22 protein-coding genes and 1 pseudogene are annotated in these 25,807 nt (G+C 64.1%); 8 read left to right on the top strand and 15 right to left on the bottom strand.

What is annotated here, in order from left to right; genetic code table 11:
• Window position 1 precedes the first annotated feature (1 nt).
• Both QA640_RS15775 and QA640_RS15770 read right to left on the bottom strand, forming a co-directional pair.
• Window positions 2-772 (bottom strand): ABC transporter ATP-binding protein, encoded by a 771-nt coding sequence (locus QA640_RS15775; protein WP_283041523.1) that lies wholly within the window; start codon window positions 770-772, stop codon window positions 2-4.
• A gap of 2 nt (window positions 773-774) precedes the next feature.
• The gene (locus QA640_RS15770) at window positions 775-1,908 is read right to left on the bottom strand and encodes an ABC transporter permease (protein ID WP_283041522.1); all 1,134 of its coding nucleotides are present in this window, start codon (window positions 1,906-1,908) and stop codon (window positions 775-777) included.
• 138 nt (window positions 1,909-2,046) lie between these two features.
• On the opposite strand from QA640_RS15770, the gene dgcA reads away from it, so the two are divergent.
• Window positions 2,047-3,042 carry an N-acetyl-D-Glu racemase DgcA gene (gene dgcA, locus QA640_RS15765; protein ID WP_283041521.1) on the top strand — a complete coding sequence of 332 codons (996 nt, stop codon included), beginning with the start codon at window positions 2,047-2,049 and terminating at the stop codon, window positions 3,040-3,042.
• Here the strand turns inward: dgcA and QA640_RS15760 are convergent.
• Window positions 3,012-4,208 carry an MFS transporter gene (locus QA640_RS15760; RefSeq protein WP_283041520.1) on the bottom strand — a complete coding sequence of 399 codons (1,197 nt, stop codon included), beginning with the start codon at window positions 4,206-4,208 and terminating at the stop codon, window positions 3,012-3,014. The genes dgcA and QA640_RS15760 overlap by 31 nt on opposite strands.
• A 75-nt stretch (window positions 4,209-4,283) precedes the next feature.
• On the opposite strand from QA640_RS15760, the gene QA640_RS15755 reads away from it, so the two are divergent.
• The 4 genes and pseudogenes from QA640_RS15755 to QA640_RS15740 all read left to right on the top strand — a co-directional run bounded on the left by QA640_RS15755 (window position 4,284) and on the right by QA640_RS15740 (window position 8,171).
• On the top strand, window positions 4,284-5,627 hold the full coding sequence (locus tag QA640_RS15755; protein WP_283042806.1) for a hypothetical protein: 1,344 nt from the start codon (window positions 4,284-4,286) through the stop codon (window positions 5,625-5,627).
• Between the two features lie 228 nt (window positions 5,628-5,855).
• Window positions 5,856-6,220, top strand: a pseudogene (locus QA640_RS15750) (ADP-ribosylation/crystallin J1).
• A gap of 241 nt (window positions 6,221-6,461) precedes the next feature.
• Entirely contained in the window at window positions 6,462-7,496 is a 1,035-nt protein-coding gene (locus QA640_RS15745; RefSeq protein ID WP_283041519.1) for a caspase family protein, read from the top strand.
• 9 nt (window positions 7,497-7,505) lie between these two features.
• Window positions 7,506-8,171: a hypothetical protein gene (locus tag QA640_RS15740; RefSeq protein ID WP_283041518.1), complete on the top strand. Its 666-nt coding sequence runs from the start codon at window positions 7,506-7,508 to the stop codon at window positions 8,169-8,171.
• Window positions 8,172-8,384: 213 nt separating this feature from the next.
• Here the strand turns inward: QA640_RS15740 and QA640_RS15735 are convergent, their stop codons facing one another.
• The 4 genes from QA640_RS15735 to thiD all read right to left on the bottom strand — a co-directional run bounded on the left by QA640_RS15735 (window position 8,385) and on the right by thiD (window position 12,279).
• Window positions 8,385-9,368, bottom strand: a complete 984-nt coding sequence (locus tag QA640_RS15735; protein ID WP_283041517.1) for a threonine/serine dehydratase — start codon at window positions 9,366-9,368, stop codon at window positions 8,385-8,387.
• A 63-nt stretch (window positions 9,369-9,431) separates the two neighbouring features.
• Window positions 9,432-10,475, bottom strand: a complete 1,044-nt coding sequence (locus tag QA640_RS15730; RefSeq protein WP_283041516.1) for a glycosyltransferase family 1 protein — start codon at window positions 10,473-10,475, stop codon at window positions 9,432-9,434.
• Window positions 10,475-11,287: a UDP-2,3-diacylglucosamine diphosphatase gene (locus QA640_RS15725; protein WP_283041515.1), complete on the bottom strand. Its 813-nt coding sequence runs from the start codon at window positions 11,285-11,287 to the stop codon at window positions 10,475-10,477. Before QA640_RS15725 ends, QA640_RS15730 begins: the two co-directional genes overlap by 1 nt.
• Window positions 11,288-11,481: 194 nt before the next feature.
• Window positions 11,482-12,279: a bifunctional hydroxymethylpyrimidine kinase/phosphomethylpyrimidine kinase gene (thiD, locus tag QA640_RS15720; protein ID WP_283041514.1), complete on the bottom strand. Its 798-nt coding sequence runs from the start codon at window positions 12,277-12,279 to the stop codon at window positions 11,482-11,484.
• 227 nt (window positions 12,280-12,506) lie between these two features.
• On the opposite strand from thiD, the gene QA640_RS15715 reads away from it, so the two are divergent.
• Complete coding sequence (locus QA640_RS15715; protein ID WP_283041513.1) at window positions 12,507-12,752, top strand: Lrp/AsnC family transcriptional regulator; 246 nt, start codon at window positions 12,507-12,509, stop codon at window positions 12,750-12,752.
• A gap of 154 nt (window positions 12,753-12,906) precedes the next feature.
• Here QA640_RS15715 and QA640_RS15710 read toward each other — a convergent pair whose 3' ends face one another.
• Complete coding sequence (locus tag QA640_RS15710; RefSeq protein WP_283037042.1) at window positions 12,907-14,238, bottom strand: IS1182 family transposase; 1,332 nt, start codon at window positions 14,236-14,238, stop codon at window positions 12,907-12,909.
• Between the two features lie 233 nt (window positions 14,239-14,471).
• On the bottom strand, window positions 14,472-15,398 hold the full coding sequence (locus QA640_RS15705; RefSeq protein ID WP_283041512.1) for a cytochrome c: 927 nt from the start codon (window positions 15,396-15,398) through the stop codon (window positions 14,472-14,474).
• Between the two features lie 154 nt (window positions 15,399-15,552).
• Here QA640_RS15705 and QA640_RS15700 point away from each other — a divergent pair, with 154 nt between their 5' ends.
• Window positions 15,553-15,972, top strand: coding sequence for a CHRD domain-containing protein (locus tag QA640_RS15700; RefSeq protein WP_283041511.1), 420 nt, complete (start codon window positions 15,553-15,555; stop codon window positions 15,970-15,972).
• 454 nt (window positions 15,973-16,426) lie between these two features.
• On the opposite strand, the gene QA640_RS15695 is transcribed toward QA640_RS15700, so the two are convergent.
• The gene (locus QA640_RS15695; RefSeq protein WP_283041210.1) at window positions 16,427-17,395 is read right to left on the bottom strand and encodes an IS110 family transposase; all 969 of its coding nucleotides are present in this window, start codon (window positions 17,393-17,395) and stop codon (window positions 16,427-16,429) included.
• Window positions 17,396-17,632: 237 nt separating this feature from the next.
• Complete coding sequence (locus QA640_RS15690; protein WP_283041510.1) at window positions 17,633-18,916, bottom strand: cystathionine gamma-synthase family protein; 1,284 nt, start codon at window positions 18,914-18,916, stop codon at window positions 17,633-17,635.
• 719 nt (window positions 18,917-19,635) lie between these two features.
• Between QA640_RS15690 and QA640_RS15685 the strand changes: the two genes are divergently transcribed.
• Complete coding sequence (locus QA640_RS15685) at window positions 19,636-19,836, top strand: hypothetical protein (protein WP_283041509.1); 201 nt, start codon at window positions 19,636-19,638, stop codon at window positions 19,834-19,836.
• A 143-nt stretch (window positions 19,837-19,979) separates the two neighbouring features.
• Here the strand turns inward: QA640_RS15685 and QA640_RS15680 are convergent, their stop codons facing one another.
• The 4 genes from QA640_RS15680 to murJ all read right to left on the bottom strand — a co-directional run bounded on the left by QA640_RS15680 (window position 19,980) and on the right by murJ (window position 25,347).
• Entirely contained in the window at window positions 19,980-20,423 is a 444-nt protein-coding gene (locus QA640_RS15680; protein WP_283041508.1) for a cytochrome c, read from the bottom strand.
• 125 nt (window positions 20,424-20,548) lie between these two features.
• Complete coding sequence (locus QA640_RS15675; protein WP_283041507.1) at window positions 20,549-22,858, bottom strand: xanthine dehydrogenase family protein molybdopterin-binding subunit; 2,310 nt, start codon at window positions 22,856-22,858, stop codon at window positions 20,549-20,551.
• A gap of 243 nt (window positions 22,859-23,101) precedes the next feature.
• Window positions 23,102-23,509 (bottom strand): DUF1127 domain-containing protein, encoded by a 408-nt coding sequence (locus QA640_RS15670; RefSeq protein WP_283041506.1) that lies wholly within the window; start codon window positions 23,507-23,509, stop codon window positions 23,102-23,104.
• Window positions 23,510-23,817: 308 nt separating this feature from the next.
• Complete coding sequence (murJ, locus tag QA640_RS15665; protein WP_283041505.1) at window positions 23,818-25,347, bottom strand: murein biosynthesis integral membrane protein MurJ; 1,530 nt, start codon at window positions 25,345-25,347, stop codon at window positions 23,818-23,820.
• Between the last annotated feature and the right edge of the window lie 460 nt (window positions 25,348-25,807).

Genomic DNA, 25,807 nt, shown 5'->3' with positions numbered 1-25,807 from the left:
TTCAGCTCATGACTGCGCGGGCGCGCTTGCCATGGAAATACTGCCTCAACCAGGGATGCTGCGAGGCCTGCATGTCGGCGATCGACCCTGCCGCAATGATTTTACCGTTCCCTAAAACGGCAATGCGGTCGCAAGCTGTATAAAGGCTGTCGAGGTCGTGCGTTACCATGAAAACGGTCAAGCCCAAAGTGCGCTGGAGCGTCCTGACCAGCTCGTCGAAATCGCCGGCGCCGATCGGATCGAGGCCCGAGGTCGGCTCGTCCAGGAAGACCAGCTCGGGGTCGAGCGCAAGCGCACGGGCCAGCGCGACCCGCTTGATCATGCCGCCCGACAGCTCCGATGGGAAGCGCTCGGCGACCTCCGGCTTCAGGCCCACCATGGCGAGCTTGGCCATGGTGATCTCGTCCATCAGGCGCTGCGAGACCTTCAGATATTCGCGCATCGGAAACTGGATGTTCTGCCGCACCGTCAGCGAGGAGAACAACGCCCCCTGCTGAAACAGCACACCCCAGCGCCGTTCGACGCCGCGGCGCTGCGAGGTGCTGGACGAATCCAGATCCACGCCGAACACTTCGATTCGGCCGGCAACCTTCGAGACGAGGCCGATGATGGTGCGCGTCAGCACCGACTTGCCGGCGCCGGAAGGTCCGACGAAGCCGAGGATCTCGCCGCGCTTGACGTCGAGGTTCAGGCCGTCGAGCACGCGCGTCGCGCCGAACTGAACGGTGATGTCGCGGACGCGGATGATGGGGTCTTGAATTTCGGGTGCCATCATCACATCCCGATCGATGCAAAGAAGATCGCGAACACGCCATCCATCACAATGACGAAGAAGATGCCCTTCACGACCGACGAGGTGGTGTGCTGGCCAAGCGATTCCGCGCTGCCCTGCACGGCGAGCCCCTCGACGCAGGCGACGATGCCGATCACCGCCGCCATCACCGGCGCCTTCACGATGCCGACGATGAAATGATCGATCGAGATTGCGTCGCGCAAGCGCAGCAGGAAGGCTTCTGGATCGACGCCGCCATAGAGCCAGGCAACGAGCCCGCCGCCATAGAGCGCGGCCATTGCGCCGAGGAAGGCGAGGATCGGCAGCGCCAGTACCAGGGCCAGCATGCGCGGCAGCACCAGCACCTCGATCGGATCGAACCCCATGGTGCGCAGAGCATCGATCTCCTCGCGCATCTTCATCGAGCCGAGCTCGGCGGTGTAGGCGCTGCCCGAACGTCCCGCGACCATGATCGCGACCAGCAAGACGCCGATCTCGCGCAGCACCAGGACGCCCAGCATGTCGACGACGAAAATATCGGCACCGAACCTGCGGAAATGGAAGATGCCCTGCTGCGCGATGATGCAGCCGATCAGGAAGGTGATCAGCACGATGATCGGCACTGCGCGCCAGCAGACCTGCTCGAGATGATGCACGGTCGAGGTGAGGCGGAACGAGCTCGGCCGGATCAGCACGCGACCGCTGGCTGCGAGCACCGCACCGAGCATGTCGACGAGAGCGGTCACCGTCGAGGCGAGGCCGGCGACGCCACGGCCGATCTGCTCCAGCATGCCGGCAATGGTGATGGCACCGGTCTCGATGACCGGCGCCGCCTTGACCCGCCGCACCTCGTCGACCAGGCTCGAATAATTCGCCGACAGGCCCGCGATCTGGGCCTCGACGGCGCCTTGGGTCAGGCTTCGGCGCAGCCGCTCGATCAGCCAGGCGCCGAAGGTGTCGAGCTTGGAGACCTCGGAGACGTCGATGAAGATGTTCGGCCGGCTGCCGGCGAGCTTCTCGGCGTCAGCCACCATCCGCTCGAGGGCCGGCGCGAAGCTCGCGGTCCAGGTTCCCGTGGCGCAAAGTGCCAGCGCGTTGCCCCTGGCAATCCGCTCCAGCTTTGGATCGCCGTTCAAGAGGTCCGCTCCCTAACGAAGGGGGCGGATGAGAAGAGATGGTTGCGCACGCGCCCTTACCTTGAAGAAGGTATCCCCAACCGGCCATAGTTAGTTGCATCAGGTAGCCAGCCGGTTCAGAAATTGCCAGAGTTCTAAATGACTTCCAGCAAACTTCCAATGTTGGCAGCGCGAATCGAGCACTTCCCGATCGCCGGCCGCTTCACAATCAGCCGGGGCGCCAAGACCGAGGCGGTGACCGTCGTGGCCGAGATAAGCCGGGGTGACCTCACCGGCCGCGGCGAATGCGTACCCTACGCCCGCTATGGGGAGACCCCGGAGGCGACGCTGAGGGCGCTCCAGGCCATGCAGGAGGCGGTCGGGGGCGATTTGGACCGGCGCGCCCTGCAAGCCGCGATGGCCCCGGGGGCGGCCCGCAACGCCCTGGACTGCGCCCTGATCGACCTGGAGGCCAAGGAGGCCGGCTTGAGGGCCTGGAACCTGCTCGACCGCCCGGCGCCGGGGATTTGCACCACCGCCTACACGATCTCGTTAGGTACCCCCGAGGCAATGGCGGAAGCAACGGCCAAGGTCGCACACCGCTCGCTCCTGAAGATCAAGCTCGGCGGCGAGGGGGATCCCGAACGGATCGCCGCGGTACGGAAGGCCGCCCCCGAATCGGAGCTGATCGTCGATGCCAACGAGGCCTGGACATCGGCCAATCTGGAGCAAAACCTGGCCGCCTGCGCCGAGGTCGGCGTCACCCTGGTGGAGCAGCCGCTGCCAGCCGGCCAGGACGAGGCGCTGGCGCGCATCAAGCGGCCGCTCGCCGTCTGCGCCGACGAGAGTGTGCATGACCGCACTTCGCTCGCGCCGCTTCGCGAGCGCTACGACGCCGTCAACATCAAGCTCGACAAGACCGGCGGCCTGACCGAGGCGCTCGCGATGGCCGATGCGGCGCAGGCGCTCGGCTTCGAGATCATGGTCGGCTGCATGGTCGCGACCTCGCTGTCGATGGCGCCGGCGATGCTGGTGACGCCGCAGGCGCGGTTCGTCGATCTCGACGGGCCGCTGCTGCTGGCAAGGGATCGCGATCACGGCTTGCGTTATGAGGAAAGCCTCGTCTATCCGCCGGAGGCCTCGCTCTGGGGATGAGTGATGAGCCGGTGCCGCGCGGTCCACATCAGCAGCGCGCCCGTGCCGGCCATCGCGGCCATCAGGTAATACAGCGCCTCGCCATAGCGCGCGTAGATCGCGCCTGAGATGATCGATGTCGTCGAGCTCAGCAACCCGCTGGTGGCTGCATAGTAGCCCTGCCCGCGCGCCATCTGATGCGCGGGCACGTGACGCACCAGCAGGTTCATGACTCCGACCTGGGTGAGGCCAAAGCTAAGCCCATGCCCGAGTTGAACGATCGCGAGCAGCGCGACCGGCGGCTCCTGCGCGGTAATCGACCAGCGCGCCACCGCACTCAAGCCGCCGATCACCACCAGCAGCGAAGGATGCAGCGAAAGCCGCGGCGACACCGCAAAGACGATGATCTCCGCGAGCACGCCGAGCGCCCACAGGCCGGCGATCGTCAGCCCGCCGAGCCCATGCGCCTGCCAGTTGATCGAGGCAAAGGTGTAATAGGCGGTATGGCTGCTCTGGATCAGCGCCGCCGAGGCGACGATCGCGAGGAAGCTCGTATCGCGCAGCAGGCGCTTGCCGCCATGCGCGGCTGCGCTCTTTCGTCGCGTCTCATCCAGTGGCTGAAGCGAAAGGCCGGTGAAGGCGGTGAGCACGGCAAGCGCGACGATGATCCAGATCAATTCACGCGCCGCGATCACGTCGACCAGCAGCCCGCAAGCGAGCGCACCGGCGATGAAAGCCACCGATCCCCACAGCCGCAGCGGCCCATAGTCGAGCTTGTAGCGGGCGACGCCGCGCAGCGCATAGGCGTCCGTCAGCGGCAGCAACGGCGTCCAGAAGCAGCAGGTGACGACGTAGAGCAGCAGCACCGGCAGGGGCTGATGCTGCGTGCCGAGGAGCGCAAAGCCCGCCGCCGATGCGAAGGCGGTCAGGATCAACGCGGCGCGCACGGCCTGGCGCCGCTCGGCAAGGCCGGTCACGAAGAGGAGCGTGGTGAATCGCGTGACCGCAGGGACAGCGCCGATGATTCCGATCCAGGCCGGCTCGATGCCGACCGCCTTCAGCCACACCGTGAAGAAGGGCGTATGCGTGCCGAGGATGGCGAACGACACGCTGTAGAACAGCGCCAGGCGCGCGGCGAATCGCCGGCCTTGCGCTGTTGCAATGGGGATTTGTGATTCGGGCGACATCAATTCAATTGCGATTCGGTCGATATCGTGATGATCGTTACTGTAACGCGCACTGATTTGCGCGACGAGATCGCCATGGCCACTGAAGCATTCGCCCTCTCGCCTATGTCTGCCCGCGCGGCCGAGCCGAACGAGCAGGACTACGATGCGATCCGCGAAGCCTTCATGGAGACGGCGCGCGGCCGCTGGTTCCTCGGCGAATACGCCAAGCGCAACCGCAATGCGGACACGCGCATGGTGCTCGATGCGGTCGCAAAAATCGAGGAAACCCTTGCGGCACAGCGCCAACCCGTCGTCGAGGACCGGCTGCCAGAAGCGCTCGTGGCGATCCGTCGCGCCATCCGCGAGGCCGAGACGATCGCGATCGCGGCCTTCGATCCCGCTCTGCTCGAGAGCAGCCTCGGGCCGATCCATCGCGGTGTGCGCATCATCAAGGAGATCTCCTGGCGCTGGCGCGAGATCGGCGCCGACGGGCGCATCTGCGACCTGATTGATTCGCAACTTGCGGCCATCGAGGCCGCCTGCGGTCAGACTTCGACCATCGATCCCCGCACCGATCTCAAGGCCGCCTTCGATCTGCTCAGGGACCATATCGAGCGGGTCGAGACGGCGGACAACGCGGCCCCAGCCGCCGCGGCTGCTCACCCCTCGCCTGCTCCGGCGCCGGAGATGCCCGCGACGATGGAAGTGCCGTCTGCGGACGCCGAGACGGCGATGTCGGCAAGCGAGCCGCCCGCAGCGGAGATGCCGCAGGAGGTCGCAGCCGTTTCCGAGCCCGAGGACACCGTTACCGCGGCCGAGAACGCCGAGGAGATGGCGATCAACGAGGCGATGGAAGTCGGCAGCGAGCCCGAGTTGGCCGAGGTCGCAGAAGGCCACGTCGCGATCGAACAGAGCGCCGCCGAGCCTGCCCCCATTGCAGAGGCTGTCGACGAGTTCGCGATCGATGCCGCAGCAGAGGCTGAGGACGAAGCTATTCTCGAGCGGATCGCGCTGGAGATGGCCGCGCCCGACCCGGAGTTCGACGAGGCGAGCGAACTGGCCGAAGCGGCAGCCCCCATCGCGGAGCCCGTCGCCGCCGAGCCGGACTTGTCCCAGCCAGGCTTGCCAGGATCAGTCTTGCAAGAGCCCGCTTTGCCCGAGCCAATCGCAGCCGAGCCGATTGCACCTGTCGCAGCGTTCGATCCCGCAGTCGCGGTCCTGGAGCGTCCAGCGCCGGTCGAAGCCCAGACGCCCCTGCAAGCCACGGCCACGCTACAGGCATCGCCCCTTCCCATGCCCTCGCCGCTATCGGAGCCGTCGCTCGGGGCGACCATCCTTGCGAGCGGCATGCTGCAAAAGCCCCGCCCCCCTGCCAACGATCCACTGGCGCCGATCCGTCGCATGACCCAGGCCGAGAAGATCGCGTTTTTCTCCTGAAGGACGCTCTCGGGCGGGCGCCGAGTCAAAATTGCGAAAACAACCCCATGCAAAGGAGCGGGGAGCACGGATATCGTGCACTGCGCATTATCCGAAATAGATTGACACGTCGGGCAAATCAGGGGTAATCTGCCATCATTGCGTAGTTCGCAGGCGCGGCTGTTTGCCCTCTCCCGACAATAGCAATTGAGCACCGTCACGGTAGGCTGACGGCTTTGATTCGCACCGATGCTCTCGTCCAACAGGTCCAACACTGATGAAGACACACTCATCCTCTGGCGTCCGGTTGGACCGAAGGAGCTTGAGTTAATCGAGCAAACGGGCATGCGCGCCTTTCCGCCGCGTCTGCCGGACCAGCCAATCTTCTACCCGGTGCTGACTGAGGGCTACGCCATCAAGATCGCGCGTGACTGGAATGTGCCTGCGAGCGGCGCGGGCTTCGTGACGCGCTTCCGGATCAAGCGGAGCTACATCGACAAGTACGATGTGCAGGAAGCCGGTCCCATCTGGAATACTGGATCCCCGCAGATGACCTCGACGCGTTCAACGCCGCCATTGTCGGCCTGATCGAGGTCGTCAGGAGCTTTCCCTGACCACGACCGGTTGCATGCGTGACTCAGATCACGTCCGCTTCCATCGTGATGGGCATCACGTACCCCTCACCTGAACGCGGTCTAGCGTCCTCGCAACCAATCTCGCATCGAGATTAGCCCCGAGGGAGCACGCTTATGTTCCGTTTGAAGTCGTTCCTGATGTATGCGGGCCTGCTTGGAAGCCTGTTCGGCATCGCGTGCAGCCCCGTTTCCGCGCAGACCACCGTCGTCCAGCAGGGCAATGTCGCGCCAGCCCGCGCTGCAAGGCCCGGAGCAGCGGGTGGCGCTGGTGATCGGCAATTCGAACTACCAGAACGCTCCGCAGCTCGCGAACCCCGACAATGACGCGCAATCGATGGCGCAGTTCCTGAACTCGGCCGGGTTCGAAGTGATTTCCGCGACCGACCTGACCCAGAACGACATGCTCCGCGTCGTGCAGGACTTTTCCGCCAAGGTCGCCGCGCACGGCCCGAACACCGTTGCGATGGTTTACTACGCCGGCCACGGCGTGCAGCTTGCCGGCGAGAACTATCTCGTGCCCGTGGATGCAAAAGTCTCGAGCCCCACCGAGCTCGTCAACAATTCGGTCCGCCTCGTCGACGTGATGTCGACGCTGGAGACGATCCCGAGCCGCATGCGCATCGTCATTCTCGATGCCTGCCGCAACAATCCGTTCCCATCCCTGACCGATGCCAATCGCGGCCTTGCCATCGTCGACGCGCCGAACGGCTCCATCGTGGGCTACTCGACCGCGCCGGGCGCGGAAGCGCTCGACGGCAGGGGTGGTCATAGCCCCTACACCCAGGCCTTCCTGAGCGTCGCGCGCGAGCCGAATGTGCCGATCGAGCAGTTGTTCAAGCGGGTGCGGCTGGAGGTGAACCACACCACCGATGGCGCGCAGACGCCGTGGGAAAGCTCGTCGCTGACGAGCGACTTTTATTTCTTCGGTGATACCGCTGTCGCCGCCGACCGTCCGCCGGTGAAGGCGCCGGTCGTGGAGGTGGCGTCCAACCTGCCGAGCCGCTCGGCGCGTCAGGCCTATGACTACGTGCTCTCCGAGGGCAATCCCGAGTACTATCAGGAGTTCGTCCGGATGTACCCGCACGACCCGCTATGCGACCACATCCGCTGGCTGCTCGCCAACCTGCTGATGGCGGAAGCCTGGCACAAGGCCGTTCTTGCCAACTCGCCCCTCGCCTACAAGACCTTCTACGACAGCTACGCGAGCAGCCCCTATGCAACGCCGGCATTGAAGCTCCAGATAGAGCCGAAGTAGATCCCGCTGATGCAGGCGACGCATTTCCTCGCGCCGCAGACCATCGCGCCGACGCTGAAGCTCGGCAATCTCGGCCCGACCAAGTACATCCCGCTCATCCAGCAGGGCAATGGCGGCGTGCAGAACAAGCCGATCCCGATCGACACCAACGTCATCAGCAAGCTCGGCAACGGCGGCCAGAACGGCACGCTACCGTCCGGCAACCAGCCCAACACCACGCCGTCGCAACTCCCGGGCAAGATCGTCACGTTGCCCGCGCCGACCAACGGCACGACAAACAACGGCACCGTCGGCAAGATCGTGACGCTCCCAGCGACCGGCAACACCACGAATACCGGCAACAGCAACAACGGCAAGTTCGTGACCCTGAAGGTGACGAGCGTGGGCAAGGGCGGTTCGAACGTCGACATCAAGAACATCGACGTGAAGACCAACAACGTCCAGACGCAAAACCAGACGATCCGCGCCAACAACGGCAATCCCGGTATCGTCAAGCCCAAGAACAATGCGCCGAACAACATCCAGGTGCAGACCAACCGTCCGCAGCTCAACACGGTGCCGAGCCGGACAGGCGGCGGCGCGATGAACACCAACTTCAAGCCGCAATATGCCCAGACGATGAATCGGGCGCCGGCAAACGCCGGCGTGAATCGCCGCGTCGGCTTCATGCACTGATCATCACCGACCGCAAAACGACGAAAGGCGGAGCAGCGATGCTCCGCCCTTCCCTAAAGCGCGATGAGATCAGGATGAATCGTCATCGCGCTTTAGGTTGTTGTTTGCGCATCATCTCCGCGCAAAAGCGTTCCGCGTTTGTCGCGAGGGAAAACCGCTTCACAGTTTTCCGGATCATGCTTTGGTTTCAGATTTCAGCAAGCGAGCGCGGCGTCAGGCCACGAGCTCGGCGAACAGGTCGGCATCGACATTGCCGCCCGAGAGCACGATGACGACGTTCTTGCCGGCGGCATCGAGGCGGCCGGCGAGCAGCGCGGCAAGGCCAACGGCACCGCCGGGCTCGACCACCAGCTTCAACTCGCGATAGGCGAACGCGACGGCCGCACCGACCTCCGCATCGGAGGCGGTGACGCCACGCGACAACAGCTTTCCGTTGATGGCGAAAGTCATCTCGCCCGGGATCAGCGCCATCAGCGCATCGCAAATCGTGCGGCCGGCGGGCGCATGCGCCTCGCGGTGACCTACGGCGAGCGAAAGCTTGTGATCGTCGAACGCTTCGGGCTCGGCCACGACGAGCTGGGCCTGCGGATAGCGCGCTTTCACCGCGGTCGCGACGCCGGCAATCAGGCCGCCGCCCGAGGCTGGCGCCACGACCATGTCGGGCGCGATGCCGAGCGCCGCCATGTCCTCGGCGATCTCCCGGCCGGCGGTTCCCTGCCCCGCGATGACGAAGGGATCGTCATAGGGCCTGACCAGCGTCGCGCCGCGCTTCTCGGCGATGCCGCGCGCGATCGCTTCGCGATCGTCGCGGTCGCGATCGTACAGCACGACCTCGGCGCCATAGGATTTGGTGCGTTCGCGCTTGGAGAGCGGCGCATCCGACGGCATCACGATGGTCGCCTGCATGTCGAGGATCTTTGCCGCCGCCGCCACGCCCTGGGCGTGGTTGCCCGAGGAGAACGCGACAACGCCGCCGCTGCGCTTGTCCTGCGGAATCGAGGACACCTTGTTGAAGGCGCCGCGGAACTTGAAGGAGCCGGTCCGCTGCAACATCTCCGGCTTCAGGAACACTTTCGCGCCGACGCGCTCGTTGAGCACGGGGAAGGACAAAAGCGGGGTGCGGATGGCGAAGGGCGCGATCACGCGCGCTGCGGCATCGATGTCGGCAGGTCCGACCGGGAGGGGCTGTTCCGTCATGGGCAATTTGTATCCCGGCCGACCACGGCTGGGAAGACACCGCCGCGTGAGGGATTCTTCGCGTCAGGCGACGAAACGCGGCTGTTCCGGCCCGTGGGCATGCGGCAACACGGCGCCGACGGCCCGGATGCTGTCGACGAAGGCGCGCGCGGATGCCTCCCAGGTATGGTTGGCGGCGAATTCGACGCAGGCTTGCCTCGAAATGTCGAGCGCGGCGAGGCAGGCGCTGCGCAAATCCTCCTCCAGCACACCGACCGGCGCATCGCCGATCACGTCCCGCGGCCCCTTCACCGGAAAGGCCGCGACCGGCAGCCCGCTCGCCAGCGCTTCGAGGAGCACGAGGCCAAACGTGTCGGTCCGGCTCGGAAACACAAATACGTCGGCCGCCGCATAGATTTCGGCCAGCGCCTCGCCGTGCTTTTCGCCGAGGAAGATCGCCTGGGGATAGGCCTGCTCGAGGCCTGCGCGCGCCGGACCGTCGCCGACGATCACCTTGGTGCCGGGCAGATCGAGGTTGAGGAACGCCTGGAGATTCTTCTCCACCGCGACCCGGCCGACACACAAAAATACCGGCGCAGGAAAGCAGAGGTCGATGGCGCGGGGATAGAACAGCTTGTTGTCGACGCCGCGCGGCCACAGTACCACTTTGTCAAAGCCGCGCTCGCTGAGCTCGCGCGCCAGCGCCGGGGTCGCGGCCATCACGGCGTGGCTGGGGGCGTGAAAACGGCACAGCGCCCGCCAGATCAGCGATCCCGGAACCGGCACCCTGGCGCGGACATATTCGGGAAAGCGGGTGTGGAAGCTCGTCGTGAACGGCAGCTTGCGCTGCCGGCAGTAACGGCGGACCATGAGCCCGATCGGCCCTTCGGTCGCGATATGGATGCTGTCGGGACGCGCCTCCTCGATCAGCTTCGCAATTCTCGCCGGCCGCGGCATCGCGAGGCGCACGTCGCGATAGCTCGGCATCGCGAAGGTGCGGAACGATTGCGGAGTGAGGAAGCTGAATTCGACGTCCAGCGCCTTGGCAGCGTCGGCGAGCTTGGTCAGCGTCCGAACGACACCATTGACTTGCGGGTGCCAGGCGTCGGTCGCGACCAGGATGCGCATCACGCGGCTCTTGCGGCCACCGGCACGACTGGCGCGGCCTTTCGCAACTGATCGGCCCAGGTGATGATCTCGAAATGACCGTCGTCGTGCTCGACAAGCGCGGTGCAGCTCTCGACCCAGTCGCCGCAATTCATGTAGCGGATGCCGTTCTCGTCGCGGATCACGGCATAGTGGATGTGGCCGCAGATCACGCCGTCGGCATCGTGGCGCCGTGCTTCGGCGGCAAGCGCCTGCTCGAACGCGCCGATATAGTTGACGGCGTTCTTGACCTTCAGCTTGGCCCATTGTGACAGCGACCAATAAGGCACGCCGAACGCGCGACGGAAGAAGTTGACGAGCCGGTTGACCTGGATCGCGAAATCGTAGGCCTTGTCGCCGAGATGGGCGAGCCAGCGCGCATTCTGCACCACGAGATCGAAGATGTCGCCGTGGATCACGAGATAACGCTTGCCATCAGCGCCGGTGTGGACGGTGTTCTCGACGACGTCGATCCCGCCGAAATGCGTGCCGTAATAATTCCGCAGGAACTCGTCGTGATTGCCGGGAATGTAGATGACCTTGGCGCCCTTGCGCGCCTTGCGCAGCAGCTTCTGGACGAGATCGTTATGCGATTGCGGCCAGTACCAGCCCGATTTCAGCGCCCAACCATCGACGATATCGCCGACGAGATAGATCGTGTCGGCATCGTGGTAGCGCAGGAAGTCCAGGAGGAGATCGGCTTGCGAACCGCGGGCTCCGAGATGAACGTCGGAGATGAACAAGGTCCGGAAGCGCCGTTCGGGACTCTCGTCACTCATATCGTAACTTCCCATGCATCAGCCTGTAACAATGTCCCGTGACAGGGGGATGACGATTTTGAACCTGCGAGGCGTGTACAAATACGAATCAGGTTTCGCCTCGCGCCCTCAGCGGATACCAGCCGCGTGCGACAATCTGGCGACATGGCGAAGCGATGCGGCCCGCAAGACTCCGGATGGACAGCCCGCGTGTTGGTTAATCGCGGCGCTCAGTAGATCCGGTGGAAATGATGGATCGGTCCGTGGCCGTGTCCGACGCTGAAGCGGTCGGCGGCCGCAATGGCCGCGCTGAGCCAGGCCTTGGCGTTGCGCACGGCCGTCGCGAGGTCCTCGCCTTTGGCGAGACCAGCCGCGACCGCCGAGGACAGCGAGCAGCCGGTGCCATGGGTATTTTGGGTCGCAACGCGCGGCGCGGCGAGCGCAGTCGCCCCATCCGCCGTGACGAGATAGTCGATGCTCTCGGCGCCCTGCCCGTGTCCGCCCTTGATCAGCACCGCGCGGCAACCAAGCGTGAGCAGGCGGCGCCCCTGGCTCTCGATCCCGGCCCCGCTCACCGCCACCGGCTCGTCGAGCAGCGCGGCAGCCTCGGGCAGGTTCGGCGTGATCACCGATGCGAGCGGAATGAGTTCTTTGCGGAGCGCCTCGACGGCCTCGGCCGCCAGCAGCCGGTCGCCGGAGCTCGCGACCATCACGGGATCGAGCACGACATGCCGCGGCGACCATCGTATCAGGCTGGAGGCGATCGCATCGATGCTGGCCGCCTGCGCGACCATGCCGATCTTGACCGCGCCGACGTCGAGATCGGAGAACACCGCATCGATCTGCGCGGTCACGAAGTCGGCGGGCACCGCGTGAATGCCTGTCACGCCTTTCGTGTTTTGCGCGGTCAGCGCTGTGATCGCCGAGGCGCCATAGACGCCGAGCGCGGCAAAGGTCTTCAGGTCAGCCTGGATGCCGGCGCCGCCGCTCGAATCGGAGCCGGCGATGGTCAGCGCCGTGGGCGTCATGGCGCGGCTTTTTGCTGGATCGGGGCCATGGTCTGTCCTTTCCTTGGAGCATGATCCTTTCGGAAAACCGGTGCCCACCTTGCGCTAACGCGCGGGTCCGGATCATGCTGTAACCCGCATACCGGGGGGCAGCAAGCTTGCCTGCGCCCGAGACCGGCAAGTTCGCTTGCTAAAGCCGGCCGATTTTGCCCTATTAGCCGCCAAATCATGCCTTCGGAGCAACCGCGATGGTTCCTTTCTTCGTCCAGATCAAATGCAAGCTCGGCCAGTCCTACACGGTCGCCAACGCGCTCGCCGAAGCCGAGATCGCCTCCGAAATCTATTCCACGGCGGGTCACTACGACCTCCTGGTGAAGTTCTATGTCGACAAGGACACCGACATCGGCCACTTCATCAACGAGAAGGTGCAGGTGCTACCGGGCATCCAGGACACCCTCACCATCATCACCTTCAAGGCGTTTGGAGGCAGTTAGTCCTTCTGGATCACAAGCACTCTCCCCCTCATCCTGAGAGCTTGCCAATCTTTCTCGTTTTGCGTGGTCATCGAAGGATGTGGCAGTTCCTCGTCGTGGCAACGCGTGGGCTGGGCGGCTGTGGCGAGGTTGGGGGATGTCGATGAACGCTCCTCTATGCGCTAGCGAGGCGGTTGCCTTGCAGGATGTTGTTGGCGAGGGCGTACCAGAGCACGACGGCGCGGACCTTTTCGAAGCCGCGCACGGTCAATTGGCGCAGGTCCCAGTTGCGCCAGCGGGCATGTATGCACTCGCAAATCGACCGGGGCTTGTATCGGGCCTTGCCCTCTTCGCTCGCCATGCGCGCACGCCAGGCCAACACCCCCGGGCCGTCGCCGCGTCGCGGTAGATGGGGATCGGTGCCGTGCTTGGATTGAGTGGGCGGGCAAAAGATATCGATGCCCTCGGCGTGCGCCCACTCGATGTCCTCGGCACTGCCAAAGCCGCCATCGACGAGATGGTCCTTGGGCAACCCGCCAGGACGCGCGCGCTGCCGCTCCAGCATGGGCCGCATCAGGCCGCGGTCGGACCCGGTGTTGCAGACCTTGATGTCAACGACGATCGGCTGGCCGGCGGCACTCGTCACCTGCACGTTGTAGGCGGGGCGGAAGCCGCCGTCGGCCATCTTCATGACCCGTGCGTCGGCGTCCGTCGTGGAGGCCCGCGGCTCTTTCGGCTTCTTGCCGTTGCCGCGCTTTTCTTCGCGCTCCTTGCGCTGCTGCTTGATTTCGGCGAGCGCCGTCTGCGCCGCTTTGACGCGCGCTCTGCGCTCACGCGCGGCGCGCTCCTTGGCGGCCTTCATGCGCTGATTGCTAGCATCCGAACGAGCGTCAACCTCGCGTTTGAGGTCTTCCACCACCGCCTCAGCCAAGGCCAGGTGCCGATCGAGCGTCGCCTCCCGCCGGAACGAAGCGGCCCCGGCGCTGGCCCGGACCCGAACACCGTCCTGCGCCAGCGTTTCCAGATTGACGAGGCCGACCTTCGCCAGCACCGCCAAATGCTCGCAAAGCAGCCGGTCGAGCAGGTCGGCGCAACCGACCCGGAAGTCCGCCAGCGTGTGATGGTTCACCGACACCCCGCCACACAGCCAACGATAGGCGTCATGGCTCTCGCAAAGCCGCTCCAACGCGCGCGCGCTGCCGACGCCCTCGCTGGTGGCATAGAGCCACAGCGCCAGCAAAAGCCGCGGCGATGTCGCGGGGTGACCGGGCCGATCGCCCCGCGCTTTGATCCGGTTCTCCAGCTCACTCAGGTCGAGTTCCTCGACATAGGACCAGATCAGGCGCACCGGATGGTCTTCCCCGATCAGGCTCTCGATATCCACTGCTCGCAACTCGATTTGATCGCGTTGGGGCTCACGAAGTCGCGGCGCTGCGAGCGGCGCCGCACCGGCTTGCGGCTTTGCCTGCTCCGGCAGATCCCCAAACAATTCATCAGCGGCCATCATCCCTCCTGCGAATCCATCACCGCAAGAGAATCACACAGCACCAGCTTTCGGCTATACCGCTTGCGAGCAGTCAAAAAGATTCACAGCCTCTGAGGAGCCCGCGAGAAGCTGGCGTCTCGAAGGATGGCCGCGGGTGAGATCCGGGCCTTCATGGTTCGCCCGGCGATGCGAAGCACCGTCCGGAGACGCCCGTTCCGCGCTCCTCACCATGAGGGTCTTGCGACGGAGCAAGACTAGCCACCCTCCTTCCGCTTCGGCGGCGGCTTGGGTCCCTCGACCGGCGGCAGCGATTTCAGATATTCGGCCATCGCGGCGCGGTCCTCCGCCGTGAGCTGGGCGAGATTCTTGATCACCGGCCGCATCGCGCCGGAGGCGCTGTCGCCCTCGGGCATATCGCCGGTCTCGAGGAAATCGGCGACGTCGTTCTCGCTCCAGTCGCCAATGCCCTTTTGCGTGATGTTCGGCACCCAGCCCTCGCCTTCCGGACTGGGGCCGCCGGCAAAGCGCTGCGAGGTGATGAGACCGCCGAGCAGATTGCGCTGGCTGTGGCATTCGGCGCAGTGGCCAAAACTGTTCACGAGATAGGCGCCGCGATTCCATTGCGGCGAGCGCGCGGCATCCGCCACGAACGGCGTGCCGTCCATGAACAGCCATTTCCAGACGCCGACATTGCGGCGGATGTTGAACGGAAACGGCAGATCGTGATCGCGCACCCTGCCCGACACGGCAGGCAGCGTCTTCAGATAGGCGAAGAGATCGCGGACATCGTCCACCTTCGCATGCGCGTAGGACGTATAGGGAAACGCCGGAAAGTAATGCCCGCCATCGGGCGAGACACCCTTCATCACCGCATTGACGAAATCGGCCTCGCTCCAGCGTCCGATCCCGTCGGTCGGATCCTGCGAGATGTTCGGCGCATAGAAGGTGCCGAACGGCGAGCCGATCGGAAGGCCTCCACCGAGCCGCAGGCGGTCGGGCTGATTGGGCACGGCATGGCAGGATGCGCAGCCGCCGGCGTTAAACAACTCCTGCCCGTTGGCAAGATCGGGCGCGCGCGAGGCGGCCGGCAGTGCCAGGGCGACCGGCGCCGTGAGCCACCAGTAGAGCGCAAGGCCGAGACCGGTGGCGAGCAGCGCAGCAATGATTGTTCGTCGCAACATTCGTAGAATCCATCGATGTCCGACGAACTTAAAGGCGCGGCCGCGGCCGCTCCAGCCACGATTAATTTAGATGGTTTGATCGGCGGAGGGGAATAAATTCCAAGTCGCACTGTTTGGACGTTTGCCACCTTTCGAGGTCAACAGGGAGAGAACCATGAACAAGCCCCTTCTTGCCACGCTCGCGCTGACGGCCGCCGTTGCGTTTGCCGGACCCGCCTGCGCGGAGAAATTGAAGGCAACGCTGGACGCCAAGTCCGAGGTGCCTGCGACGACCAGCAGCGGCACCGGCAAGGCCGATCTGGACTATGACGCCGCCAGCAAGAAACTCTCCTGGACCGTTACCTATTCCGGCCTGACGGGCCCCGCGACCGCCGCTCATTTCCACGGCCCGGCCGAGGCCGGCAAGAATGCCGGCGTCGCGGTCGCGATCCCGAATGCGGCGACGAGCCCCGTCAAGGGTGAAGCGACGCTCACCGACGCGCAGGCCGCCGATCTGCTCGCCGGCAAGTACTATGTCAACATCCACACCGCGGCGAACCCGGGCGGCGAGATCCGCGGCCAGGTGACGAAGTAAGCAGCATTGTCTTGCCACGAAACTAGGCCGGGTGCCCGTAGGAGCGTCCGGCTGTTTTGTGAACCGAAGACACAGCACACCCCGCTTCGACGAGGTCATTCCGAGCCCTGCATGCATCGAACAGGGTTCATCGGATCCGACGTGAAGATGTCGGCGACTTCGGTGAACAGCAGCGACATCGCATTCTGCTTCAGATCATCGAACCTCTCGAAACATGTACCGAAAGGTTTTCTTCCGGCACTCGTCTTCCAGTAGCAACCATTAAATGGTGGCTGTGTTCTACGCCCTTTTGATCATCCGAGCCCGCCACGATGACGCCGTACTCGCGTCCGTCAAGGCGTGGCCTGGCGGCAGATAAGGTGAGTTCTGGCGAGCGACGGCCAGCCTTGACGGACGCTGCGCGCGGCGTCGTGAGAGGCCGTAGGTCGGGACGAAGAAACTCGTCCCGGTCCAACTAAGAAACAGAGAAGGATCGCACCGGCGGTTCGCCGCACCATGGCGTGCCGCGAGCCACCACTGTGTTGGCAAAGATGAGCATCTTCCTGGCACAGGCAACGAGCGCGCGCTTGTGTTCCTTTCCGGCTGCGGTCAGCCTGCGGTAGAGCTCGATGAGCTGTGGATTCCATCGAAACGATGCAGCCAGTGAAGCGGTATAAAGGGCGCGACGCAGCCGCTTTCGTCCGCCTTCAATATGCCGAACCCCGACCTGGTCGCCGCTGTCGTCGTCATAGGGCGCAAGTCCGGCGAGAGCGACAGCTTGCTCCCGTGTGATCCGGCCGATCTCAGGCAGACGCACCAGGATGGCAACGGCGGTCGGCAGCCCGATGCCGTCGACGCTGTTGATCAGCGCAAGCCTCTTGGCAAGGTCGGGATGCTTGCAGATCGAGGCGACCAGAGCCTTGAGTGCGGCCTTCTCACGTTGTTCCAAACGCGCGATATCCTCATGCCAGAGCTGGTTAATCCCTACATTGCGGCAGCTCTCGATCCTGTTCTTGAGGCGCGCGATATCCTCGCCGATCTGATCGATCATGGTCAGTTGCTCGGCGAATGGCCGCAACCGAGGATCGGGAGCGGCATGGATCTTCCGCACCGCTGCGGTGCAAGCTGCGATAAGAGCAGCATCGATCTTATCGTTCTTGGCCCGCCGCAAGTGGAATTTGGCATAGGCCCGGACCTGAGCCGGCTGAAACACCACAACCACAAACCGCTTGCGTCGCAGTTCAGCGACGACAGGCTGTTCGTAACCGCCGCTCGCCTCGATGCCGATGCGCTTGACGCGATGCTGTCGCAGCCACGCCAACAAAGCCTCGTGACCTTCCGACGTGTTCTCCACCTGCAACTGCTCGCGGCGGCCCTCGATCGCCACATCAAGCTTCCGTTTGCCGGTATCGACCCCGGCACAGGTCGTGGTATGCTTGCCCATCTTCGTCGATCCCTCCCTTGTTATGCGAACCTCAAGTTCGTTCAACCATTCGGGTCCCGATGAAGTGCCGGTCGCGATCTCGCTACGTCGGACAGCCCTTAAGGCTTCGATGGGTACCGATCCGATCGAACGGCGACCCAGCTCGGGCCGTCACCCGGGCTGGGCCATTCCTCACGGAACGGCACCATCATAAGAGATCGGGCTAATACAAGGATGGCTAGGCTCGCGCCCGACCAGCTAAGCCGCACCCAACGCCTGCGCGAGGTCCGCGATCAGATCGGAGGGGTTTTCGATGCCGATCGAGAGCCGGATCGTGGACTCCAGGACGCCGATCTTTTGGCGGATGTCCGCGGGAACGCCGGAATGGGTCATGGTCGCAGGCAGGCTGGCCAGCGACTCCGTTCCGCCCAAACTCACCGCCAGCTTGAGGATTTGCAGCGCGTTGAGGAATTTCACGGCCGCCGCCTTGCCGCCGACGATGTCGAAGGAGAACGTCGACCCCGCGCCGAGGCATTGCCGTGCAAACACGCGTCCGGCCGGCGACGTCTCTTCGTGGTGACCGAGATAGTGGACCTTCGCCACCTTGGGGTGGTCGCGCAAATAGTCCGCCACGAGGCGCGCATTGCTGTCGGCCTTCTCCATGCGCAGGCTCAACGTCTCGAGCGACCGGTTGATCATCCAGCAGGAATGCGGATCGAGCTGGGTGCCGATGGCCCCGCGCAGCGCCTTGATGCCCTTCATGATCGCCTTTGAGCCGAGCGCGGCACCTGCGATCAGGTCGGAATGACCCCCGACATATTTGGTCAGCGAGTACAAGGAAATATCAGCACCATGCTCGATCGGCCGCTGAAACACCGGCCCGAGCAAGGTGTTGTCGCAGGCGATGATCGGCGTGTGTCCCTGGGTCTTTCCGATCGCGTCGGCAACGCGACGGATCATCGCGATATCGACAAGGCCATTGGTCGGGTTGGCCGGGGTTTCGATGATGATCATGGCAACGCGGCCCTTGCGCAGGGCCTCCTCGGAGGCCTGCCTGACCGCGGCCTCGTCGATGCCATCGGCGAAGCCGACCGCGCCAATCGAGAGGCGCGCAAGCGTGTTCGTCAGCAGGGTTTCCGTCCCGCCATAGAGCGGCTGGGAGTGCAGAATGACGTCGCCCGGGCGGACAAAGGCGAGGATCGTGGTCGAGATCGCAGCCATGCCGGATGAAAACAGCGCGCAGCTCTCGGTGCGCTCGTACACCGAGAGGCGGTCCTCGACGATTTCGCTGTTGGGATGATTGAACCGCGAATAGACGAGGCCCGCCCCCATCCCCTCGGGCGGCTCGCGCCGGCCGGAGACGAAATCGAAGAAGTCCTGACCGTCCTCGGCCGTCCTGAACACGAAGGTCGAGGTCAAAAACACTGGCGGCTTGATGGCGCCTTCCGACAGTTGCGGATCGTAGCCATAGGTCAGCATCAGCGTTTCGGGATGCAGCATATGATTGCCGATATGGGTCTTCGAAGGAAACGGTTTTGTCATGGCCTGTCTCGCTGATGATTTCAGATCCTCGCAGTCGCCGAAGCTCCGCAGTCGCAACGATCGTGAAAGATGCGCGAGCATCCAACAGCGCTCATCCGCGACGCAGCGGCTCGACTTGAAGATAACTCATCCTCGGCACTGTGACAGCGCTCCCTCAGAGCCTCGACGCTTCCGCGGCCAAACGCACAGGATGGCTGAAGTCGCATTCGCCGCGGGATGGCACGCCCTGACCCCGATCCGACGATCGATGTGCATGGATCGGTTTGTTCGGCAAGCCCATGCAATCGCGACGGATTTGAAGCTTTGGTGTTGATGTCGGGAATGGTCGGGAGAGGCCCAGTCGTTCGCTTGATCGTGACGCAGCAAAAACCGACCCGGCCGAGCCAATTTTGTTTTGAACCATTCGCGGAACTGGTCGTTTCGCTACATCACCGGCCGAGGCTCTGACCGTAGGCGTCGGTGGCTGAGAGACCGATTGCGCTCCCGCCTGCACAACAGGGAGCGCGGCTATGCCGGGTCCACGCGACATCCATCATCCATTACCCTGCGATACGGCGCACATCGAATACGTGCGTAACGCTTTGCGCGACGCGCTGGAGGTCTTGAGGCAGCCGACGCCTGATGCGTTCCTCGGCCGAAAGACATATGAGCCTTTCCCAAGAGAAGAGCCGCGTAACATAGGTGATGGCGCTTCAGAGGAAATCTGACACAATCACTGCATGACGAATCCCCTGCTCGCGCGTGCGCAACGCGCGCTCGAAGAAAACGCGAGCGTTCGCGAGCTGCGCCGCCTCCTGCTGAGGCAGTGCAGCGACGAGAGAGAGCAGCTTCGCATCGCCGTATTCGAGAGCGCGATGTCTCGATCGGAGGTGAAGGCATACCGCGACGATGCGCATGGCGTCAGGAGCGAGCCGCGCTGAAGAGCAGCGCGCGAGCTGCACGCTATGTCAGTTACCCTGCCCTACTGGCCTTGAACCGGACCACGGCAGGGTGGTTCCCAATTTTTTCGGGCTCGACCGACAATCGCAACGCGCAGGACGAGCAGGAGCGAAGCGCGAGACCGCTACTTCAGCTTCACGCGATAGGTCTCGTGGCAGTCGTTGCAGCGGTCGTTGATGCGGGTGTAGGCCGCCTTCAGCGTTGCGACGTTATGGACCTTGGCGTCGGCGATCGCTTTCTGCACCGGCGGGATCTTGGAGTCGAAATCGGCCTTGTTCTGCCAGACCTTTTGCGACGCGCCGTAGGTCGCGTTCACGACGTCCTGCTTAGGATTGACTTCAAAGGTCTTCTCGATCTTGGCGACATCCGCCTCCAGTGCAGCAAGCGCCTGGTCCACTTGCTTCTGATTGTAGGGAATGTTGCCTTTCGACATCTTCTGGATGACGTCATACAGGCTCTTGGCCTGCGAGCGCATCAGATTGTCCTGCTGAACGGCAATCTCCTGCTGCGCCATCACGGCGCCCGCCCCCAACAGAAGGGCACCCGCGACAACAATCGTCCGTTTCATTTGGTATTTTCTCCGGGCTCGCAGACGTTTCAAGAGAGGCCCATGCTCCGCATTGCGGGAGGCACGGCCCATCCCTGAATAGAACCCCGCCGCGGGCTTTTATTCCCGCGTGCGGAGATCACGCATTAGAGGCTGTGACGGCGGCGATGCTCGTTGATCGCGATCCACACCCGCTCCGGCGTTGCCGGCATGTCGATGTGGTCGATCTTGTATTCGCGCCAGAGGCCCTCGACGATGGCGTTGACGACGGCAGGGCACGAGCCGATCGCGCCGGCCTCGCCCGCGCCCTTCACCCCCAGCGGATTGGTCTTGCAGGGGACGTTGTGGGTCTCGAACACGAAGACCGGACCATCGGCCGCGCGCGGCAGCGCATAGTCCATATAGGTGCCGGTGACCAGCTGGCCGTCACCCGCGCCATAGACCACCTGCTCCATCAGCGCCTGGCCGATGCCCTGCATGGCGCCGCCATGCACCTGGCCTGCGAGCAGGAGCGGATTGAGCGTCTTGCCGAAATCGTCGACGATCACGTAGTTGACGATCTTGATCGTGCCGGTGGCCGGATCGATCTCGACTTCCGCCAGATGCGTGCCGTTGGGATAGGTGCCGTCGGCGCTGGCAAAGGTCGCGCTGCCGTTCATCTTCGAGGGGTCGGCGCCGGGACGCTTGGCGAGATCGGCAAAGGAGATCGAGCGGTCGGTGCCTGCGATGCGGATCGCGCCGCCCGAGATCTCGAGGTCGCCGGCGCTTGCCTCCAGCGCCTGCGCCGCGAACTCCTTGAGCTTCTTGCCAAGTTCGCCCGTGGCGCGCTCCACGCAGACGCCGCCTGTGGGGATCGAGGCCGAGCCGCCGGTGCCGAGCCCGGTCGCGATCTCGTCGGTGTCACCCTGGTGGATATGCACGCGCTCCGGCGGCAGGCCGAACTGCTCGGCAACGATCTGGGCATAAGCCGTCTGGTGGCCCTGCCCGCTCGATTGCGTGCCGATCAGGACGGTGACGTCGCCGTTGGGGTCGAGCCTGACATTGGCGGTCTCTTCTCCCATCACGCCGCAGATCTCGACATAGCTCGCTAAGCCAATGCCGCGGATCAGCCCTTGCTTCTTGGCCGCCTTGGCACGCTTGGGAAACTCCTTCCATTCCGCGATCTCCATCGCGCGCTTCAGGTGCGCGGCGAAGTCGCCGGAATCGTAGACCTTGCCCGTGGCGGTCTTGTAGGGCAGCGCCTTCGGCTGGATGAAATTCTTGCGACGGATGGCGTCGGGCGTCATGTCGAGCTTGCGCGCGCAGGCATCGACGAGACGCTCGATGACATAGGCCGCCTCGGGCCGGCCCGCGCCGCGATAGGCGTCGACGGGAACGCTGTGGGTGAAGATGGTGCGCACACGGCAGTGGAAGGCCTGGATGTCATAGAGGCCCGGCAGCATGCCGGCGCCGCCATGGGGGATGTAGGGGCCGAAGGTCGACAGATATGCGCCCATGTCGCCCATCAGGTCGCAATCCATCGCGAGGAATTTTCCGTCCTCGGCCAGCGCCATCTTCGCGGTGGTGACGTTGTCGCGGCCCTGCGCATCGCCCATGAAATGCTCGGAGCGGTCGGCCGCCCATTTCACCGCCTTCTTCAGCTTTCGCGCCGCGACCGCCATCAACGCGTATTCGCGGTACGGAAACAGTTTTGTGCCGAAGCCGCCGCCGACGTCGGGGCAGATCACCCGCATCTTGTCGGTCGGGATATTGAGAACGTTTTGGCAGAGGATGTCACGCAGGCGGTGGCTGCCCTGGCTGCCGACCGTCAGCGTCAGATGGTCGCGCTTGGCGTCGTATTCGCAAACGGCTGCGCGCGTCTCCATGAAGCTCGCGACTACGCGCGGATTGACGATGGAGATTTCGGCGACCGCATGCGCCTTGGCGAAGGCGGCTTCGGTTGCGGCCTTGTCACCGATCGAGACGTCGAACAGCACGTTGCCGGGCTTGTCCGCCCAGACCTGCGGTGCGTCCTTCTTCACGGCGTTGACGACGCCGGTCACCGCCGGCAGCGGCGTCCACTTCACCTCGATCGCCTCGATCGCGTCGCGGGCCTGATCGATGGTCTCGGCCACCACGAACGCGATGGAATCGCCGACATGGCGGACCTCGTCCTTGGCCAGGATCGGATAGGGCGGGCCGGTGAACGGATCGGTCTCGAGGTTGAACAAACACGGCAGATTGCCGAGATCCTTGACGTCGTCGGCGGTCAGGATCAGCGCGACGCCGGGCAGCGCGCGGGCGCGGCTCACATCAATCGTATATTTGGCGTGCGCGTGCGGCGAGCGCAGCATCAGGCAGCGCAGGGCCGCGTGTGGCGCATAATCGTCGGTGTAGCGGCCCTTGCCGCGGATCAGTACGTCATCCTCCTTGCGCAGCACGCTTTGGCCAACGCCGAACTTGATGGGAGCAGCCATTTTTTCTTCCCGTCCTCATGGTTGTTTTGCCGGCATATTGCCGTGGAAAAAGAGGCAGTGCAAACGGCTTTAGCCCCTGTCAGTTGGCGAAAAGTGACCAGCGCCCTCGGCTGTGAGGACCGAATTGCGCGGAAAGGTGTTGCTCTACGCCACTACCCGATACGATTTTGGCTGGGCGCTTGCTACCTCTGTCTCGAACGACCCCAATTGAGACATCATTGTCCGCTTCTGACGGTTGATCGGTTATATCACGCCACGGCTCCATAGATGCGTCGCGCTATCTCTAAGCCTATCGATAGCTCGTTGAGCTGTGATGTAGTCGATCTCACCGCGCGTCAAGCCGATATCCATCAGCTCCCTGTCGCTCAGGTCCTGCAAGGCGGTTCGTAATCTTTGGCGTTCGCGCCACCCCTGAAACGCACGCCAATATCGCTTGAGCAAGCCGGGGACGCTCCGCGTCGATACATCCGTTGGTCCAGCAGCATCCTTTTCCGACAAAGCGTCGTCCCGCGCGGCAACCGACGCATTGAGTCGCGCCGCCACCAAAGCCTGGTCCGTTGCGTCTTTCGCCAATGCGATGGCAATGTCGGGGCCGAGCCCTGCGGCATCGCGCTCGGTCTCGGCTATGATGTTTGTCTGTTGGGGTGGCATCGCATGCTCCTGCTGTTTGCGCCGGCAGGGAGCGTGGCCAAACAAAAGGCCCCGTCCGATGCCAGCGGGGCCTGGTGAAAAGATGTCGTCGTCGAACTCCTAGCGAGCGACTCCTTCCACGGCCCAGCCGACGCGGGTCATGTGTTTGAAGTCGACGATGCGCACTGATCTGTTCATCAGATGCGAATAGCACAGCGATCGCACAAAATCAAGGGATGTACGAATGTCGATTGCACCCTAGAGGCGAGCACCTCGCTCCGCGAACTCGTCCTCCGTCAGGCCGACACGACGAATCTATTGAAGTTCGCCTAGCTGCGCACCAGCGAGAACAGCCAGGCGCGACCGAATAGCGCGAGGATCGCGAGCGCATAGACGATTGCGCCCCCGACGGCCAACAGAACCAGCGTCAATTCGTCCCGAAAGACCTGCATGGAGGCAAAAGTGGCTGCGCTGAAGCGCGCGATCAGCCAGAAGGCGGCGGCCAGGATGATTCCGGTCAGAAGGAATTTGGCGAGCGACAACAGCCAGGCGCGGTCCGGCACGAGAAAGCCTCGCCGCATGGCAAAGAAGAGCACCAGCAGCAGATTGGTCCAGACGCCGACGGCTGTCGCCAGCGCCAGACCGATCTGGGCGAGCGATCCCATCAATGCGACCTTCAAGGCGACGTTGACCGCGATGCCGGTCAGCGAGGCGCGAACCGGCGTCGCCGTATCCTTGCGCGCATAGAAGGTCGCGACCGCGCTACGGATCAGCACGAAGGGGATCAGACCGATGGCATAGGCCGCGAGCGTGGCGCCCGCGGCGGCGGCATCGGCCTTCGAGAACGCGCCGCGGGCGAACAGCGCACGCATGATCGCCTCGGGCACGGTGATGAAGGCCGCGACGAAGGGTACGGAGAACAACAGCGTGAAGTCGAACGCGCGGCGCTGCGCCTTCATCGCGCCGTCATGGTCATTGGCGGTGATCCGCCGTGACATCTCCGGCAGCAGCACCGTGCCGATGGCGATGCCGATAACGCCAATCGGGAGCTGGTTGAGGCGATCGGCATAATAGAGCGCCGACAGCGCGCCTGCGGGCAGGAAGGTCGCGATGATGGTGTCGGCAAACAGCGCGACCTGCGTGCCCATCGAGCCCAGCGTCGCGGGGCCGAGCGCCTTGAAGAAGCTGCGGACGTCCTCGTCGAGCTTGAGCGGCGCAAAGCGCGGCAGGCCGCCATGGCGTGCGAGATCACCCGCAAGCAGGAAATACTGGAGGAAGCCCGAGATCAGCACGCCCCAGGCCGCAGCGTGCCCCGCGCTGGGAAACCAGGCGGCCAGCGCAAGCGTCATCATCATCGAGACGTTGAGGAAGATCGACGCGGCCGCGGCACTTGCAAAGCGCTGCATCACGTTGAGCATGCCGCCATAGAGCGTCACCAGCGTGATCAAAAGCAGATAGGGAAAGGTGATCCGCGTCAGCGCGATGGCGAGACCGCGCTGCGCGGCATCCTCGGTGAAGCCCGGCGCGAGGATGCTCATGGCCTGCGGCATGAACAGGAAGGCGACGATCAGCAGCACGAGTTGGGAGGCAAACAGCAGAGTGAAGATGCGGTCGGCGAACAGTTTTGCAGCCGCCTCGCCCTTCTCGCCATGGACATGGGCATAGGCCGGTACCCAGGCGGCGTTGAAGGCGCCTTCGGCAAAGATCGCGCGGAAGTGATTGGGCAATCGCAGCGCCACGAAGAAGGCGTCGGCGACCGGACCCGCGCCCAGGATCGCCGCGAGCATGATGTCGCGGGCAAACCCCGTCAGCCGCGAGAGCAGCGTATAGCCGCCAACTGTGAAGATACGTCCGAGCATGCGTCTGTTCTAGAGCATGTCAGGAATAGGTCTAGGTGCAAACCGGGGCGACAGTCCGCTCGCTCCCCCGCTTGCGGGGGAGAGTTGGGGAGAGCGTGTCTCCACAAGCGATGGCCCCCAAGAGGAAAGAGCCCTCACCCGGCGCTTCGCGCCGACCTCTCCCGCAAGCGGGAGAGGTGAACAGCGGCGAAATCGAGATCAGGTCGAGTTGCGAGCTGCGAAGCAGGTCCGCCCCCTCCCCCGCTTGCGGAAGAGGGTTGGGGAGAGGGTGTCTCCACAAGCGAGAGCCCCCAAGAGGAAAGAGCCCTCACCCGGCGCTTCGCGCCGACCTCTCCCGCAAGCGGGAGAGGTGAACAGCGGCGAAATCGAGATCAGGTCGAGTTGCGAACTGCGAGGCAGGTCCGCCCCCTCCCCCGCTTGCGGGGGAGGGTTGGGTGTCTCCACAAGCGAGAGCCCCCAA

Origin of the sequence: Bradyrhizobium sp. CB82 (assembly GCF_029714405.1) — a bacterium.
Lineage (GTDB): Bacteria > Pseudomonadota > Alphaproteobacteria > Rhizobiales > Xanthobacteraceae > Bradyrhizobium.
This window is presented reverse-complemented; position numbering and strand designations above follow the sequence as displayed.

Bases quoted from the DNA above. Each gene is read 5' to 3' on its own strand.
- QA640_RS15775 (WP_283041523.1), bottom strand. From the start codon at position 772: ATGGCACCCGAAATTCAAGACCCCATCATCCGCGTCCGCGACATCACC.
- QA640_RS15675 (WP_283041507.1), bottom strand. From the start codon at position 22,858: ATGGCTGCTCCCATCAAGTTCGGCGTTGGCCAAAGCGTGCTGCGCAAG.
- QA640_RS15710 (WP_283037042.1), bottom strand. From the start codon at position 14,238: ATGATGGCCGCTGATGAATTGTTTGGGGATCTGCCGGAGCAGGCAAAG.
- QA640_RS15705 (WP_283041512.1), bottom strand. From the start codon at position 15,398: ATGTTGCGACGAACAATCATTGCTGCGCTGCTCGCCACCGGTCTCGGC.
- QA640_RS15690 (WP_283041510.1), bottom strand. From the start codon at position 18,916: ATGACAAAACCGTTTCCTTCGAAGACCCATATCGGCAATCATATGCTG.
- QA640_RS15730 (WP_283041516.1), bottom strand. From the start codon at position 10,475: ATGCGCATCCTGGTCGCGACCGACGCCTGGCACCCGCAAGTCAATGGT.
- QA640_RS15740 (WP_283041518.1), top strand. From the start codon at position 7,506: ATGCAGGCGACGCATTTCCTCGCGCCGCAGACCATCGCGCCGACGCTG.
- murJ (WP_283041505.1), bottom strand. From the start codon at position 25,347: ATGCTCGGACGTATCTTCACAGTTGGCGGCTATACGCTGCTCTCGCGG.
- QA640_RS15735 (WP_283041517.1), bottom strand. From the start codon at position 9,368: ATGACGGAACAGCCCCTCCCGGTCGGACCTGCCGACATCGATGCCGCA.
- QA640_RS15760 (WP_283041520.1), bottom strand. From the start codon at position 4,208: ATGTCGCCCGAATCACAAATCCCCATTGCAACAGCGCAAGGCCGGCGA.
- QA640_RS15700 (WP_283041511.1), top strand. From the start codon at position 15,553: ATGAACAAGCCCCTTCTTGCCACGCTCGCGCTGACGGCCGCCGTTGCG.
- QA640_RS15745 (WP_283041519.1), top strand. From the start codon at position 6,462: ATGTCGCGCCAGCCCGCGCTGCAAGGCCCGGAGCAGCGGGTGGCGCTG.
- QA640_RS15715 (WP_283041513.1), top strand. From the start codon at position 12,507: ATGGTTCCTTTCTTCGTCCAGATCAAATGCAAGCTCGGCCAGTCCTAC.
- QA640_RS15725 (WP_283041515.1), bottom strand. From the start codon at position 11,287: ATGGGAAGTTACGATATGAGTGACGAGAGTCCCGAACGGCGCTTCCGG.
- dgcA (WP_283041521.1), top strand. From the start codon at position 2,047: ATGACTTCCAGCAAACTTCCAATGTTGGCAGCGCGAATCGAGCACTTC.
- QA640_RS15670 (WP_283041506.1), bottom strand. From the start codon at position 23,509: ATGCCACCCCAACAGACAAACATCATAGCCGAGACCGAGCGCGATGCC.
- QA640_RS15680 (WP_283041508.1), bottom strand. From the start codon at position 20,423: ATGAAACGGACGATTGTTGTCGCGGGTGCCCTTCTGTTGGGGGCGGGC.
- QA640_RS15685 (WP_283041509.1), top strand. From the start codon at position 19,636: ATGACGAATCCCCTGCTCGCGCGTGCGCAACGCGCGCTCGAAGAAAAC.
- thiD (WP_283041514.1), bottom strand. From the start codon at position 12,279: ATGACGCCCACGGCGCTGACCATCGCCGGCTCCGATTCGAGCGGCGGC.
- QA640_RS15755 (WP_283042806.1), top strand. From the start codon at position 4,284: ATGGCCACTGAAGCATTCGCCCTCTCGCCTATGTCTGCCCGCGCGGCC.
- QA640_RS15695 (WP_283041210.1), bottom strand. From the start codon at position 17,395: ATGGGCAAGCATACCACGACCTGTGCCGGGGTCGATACCGGCAAACGG.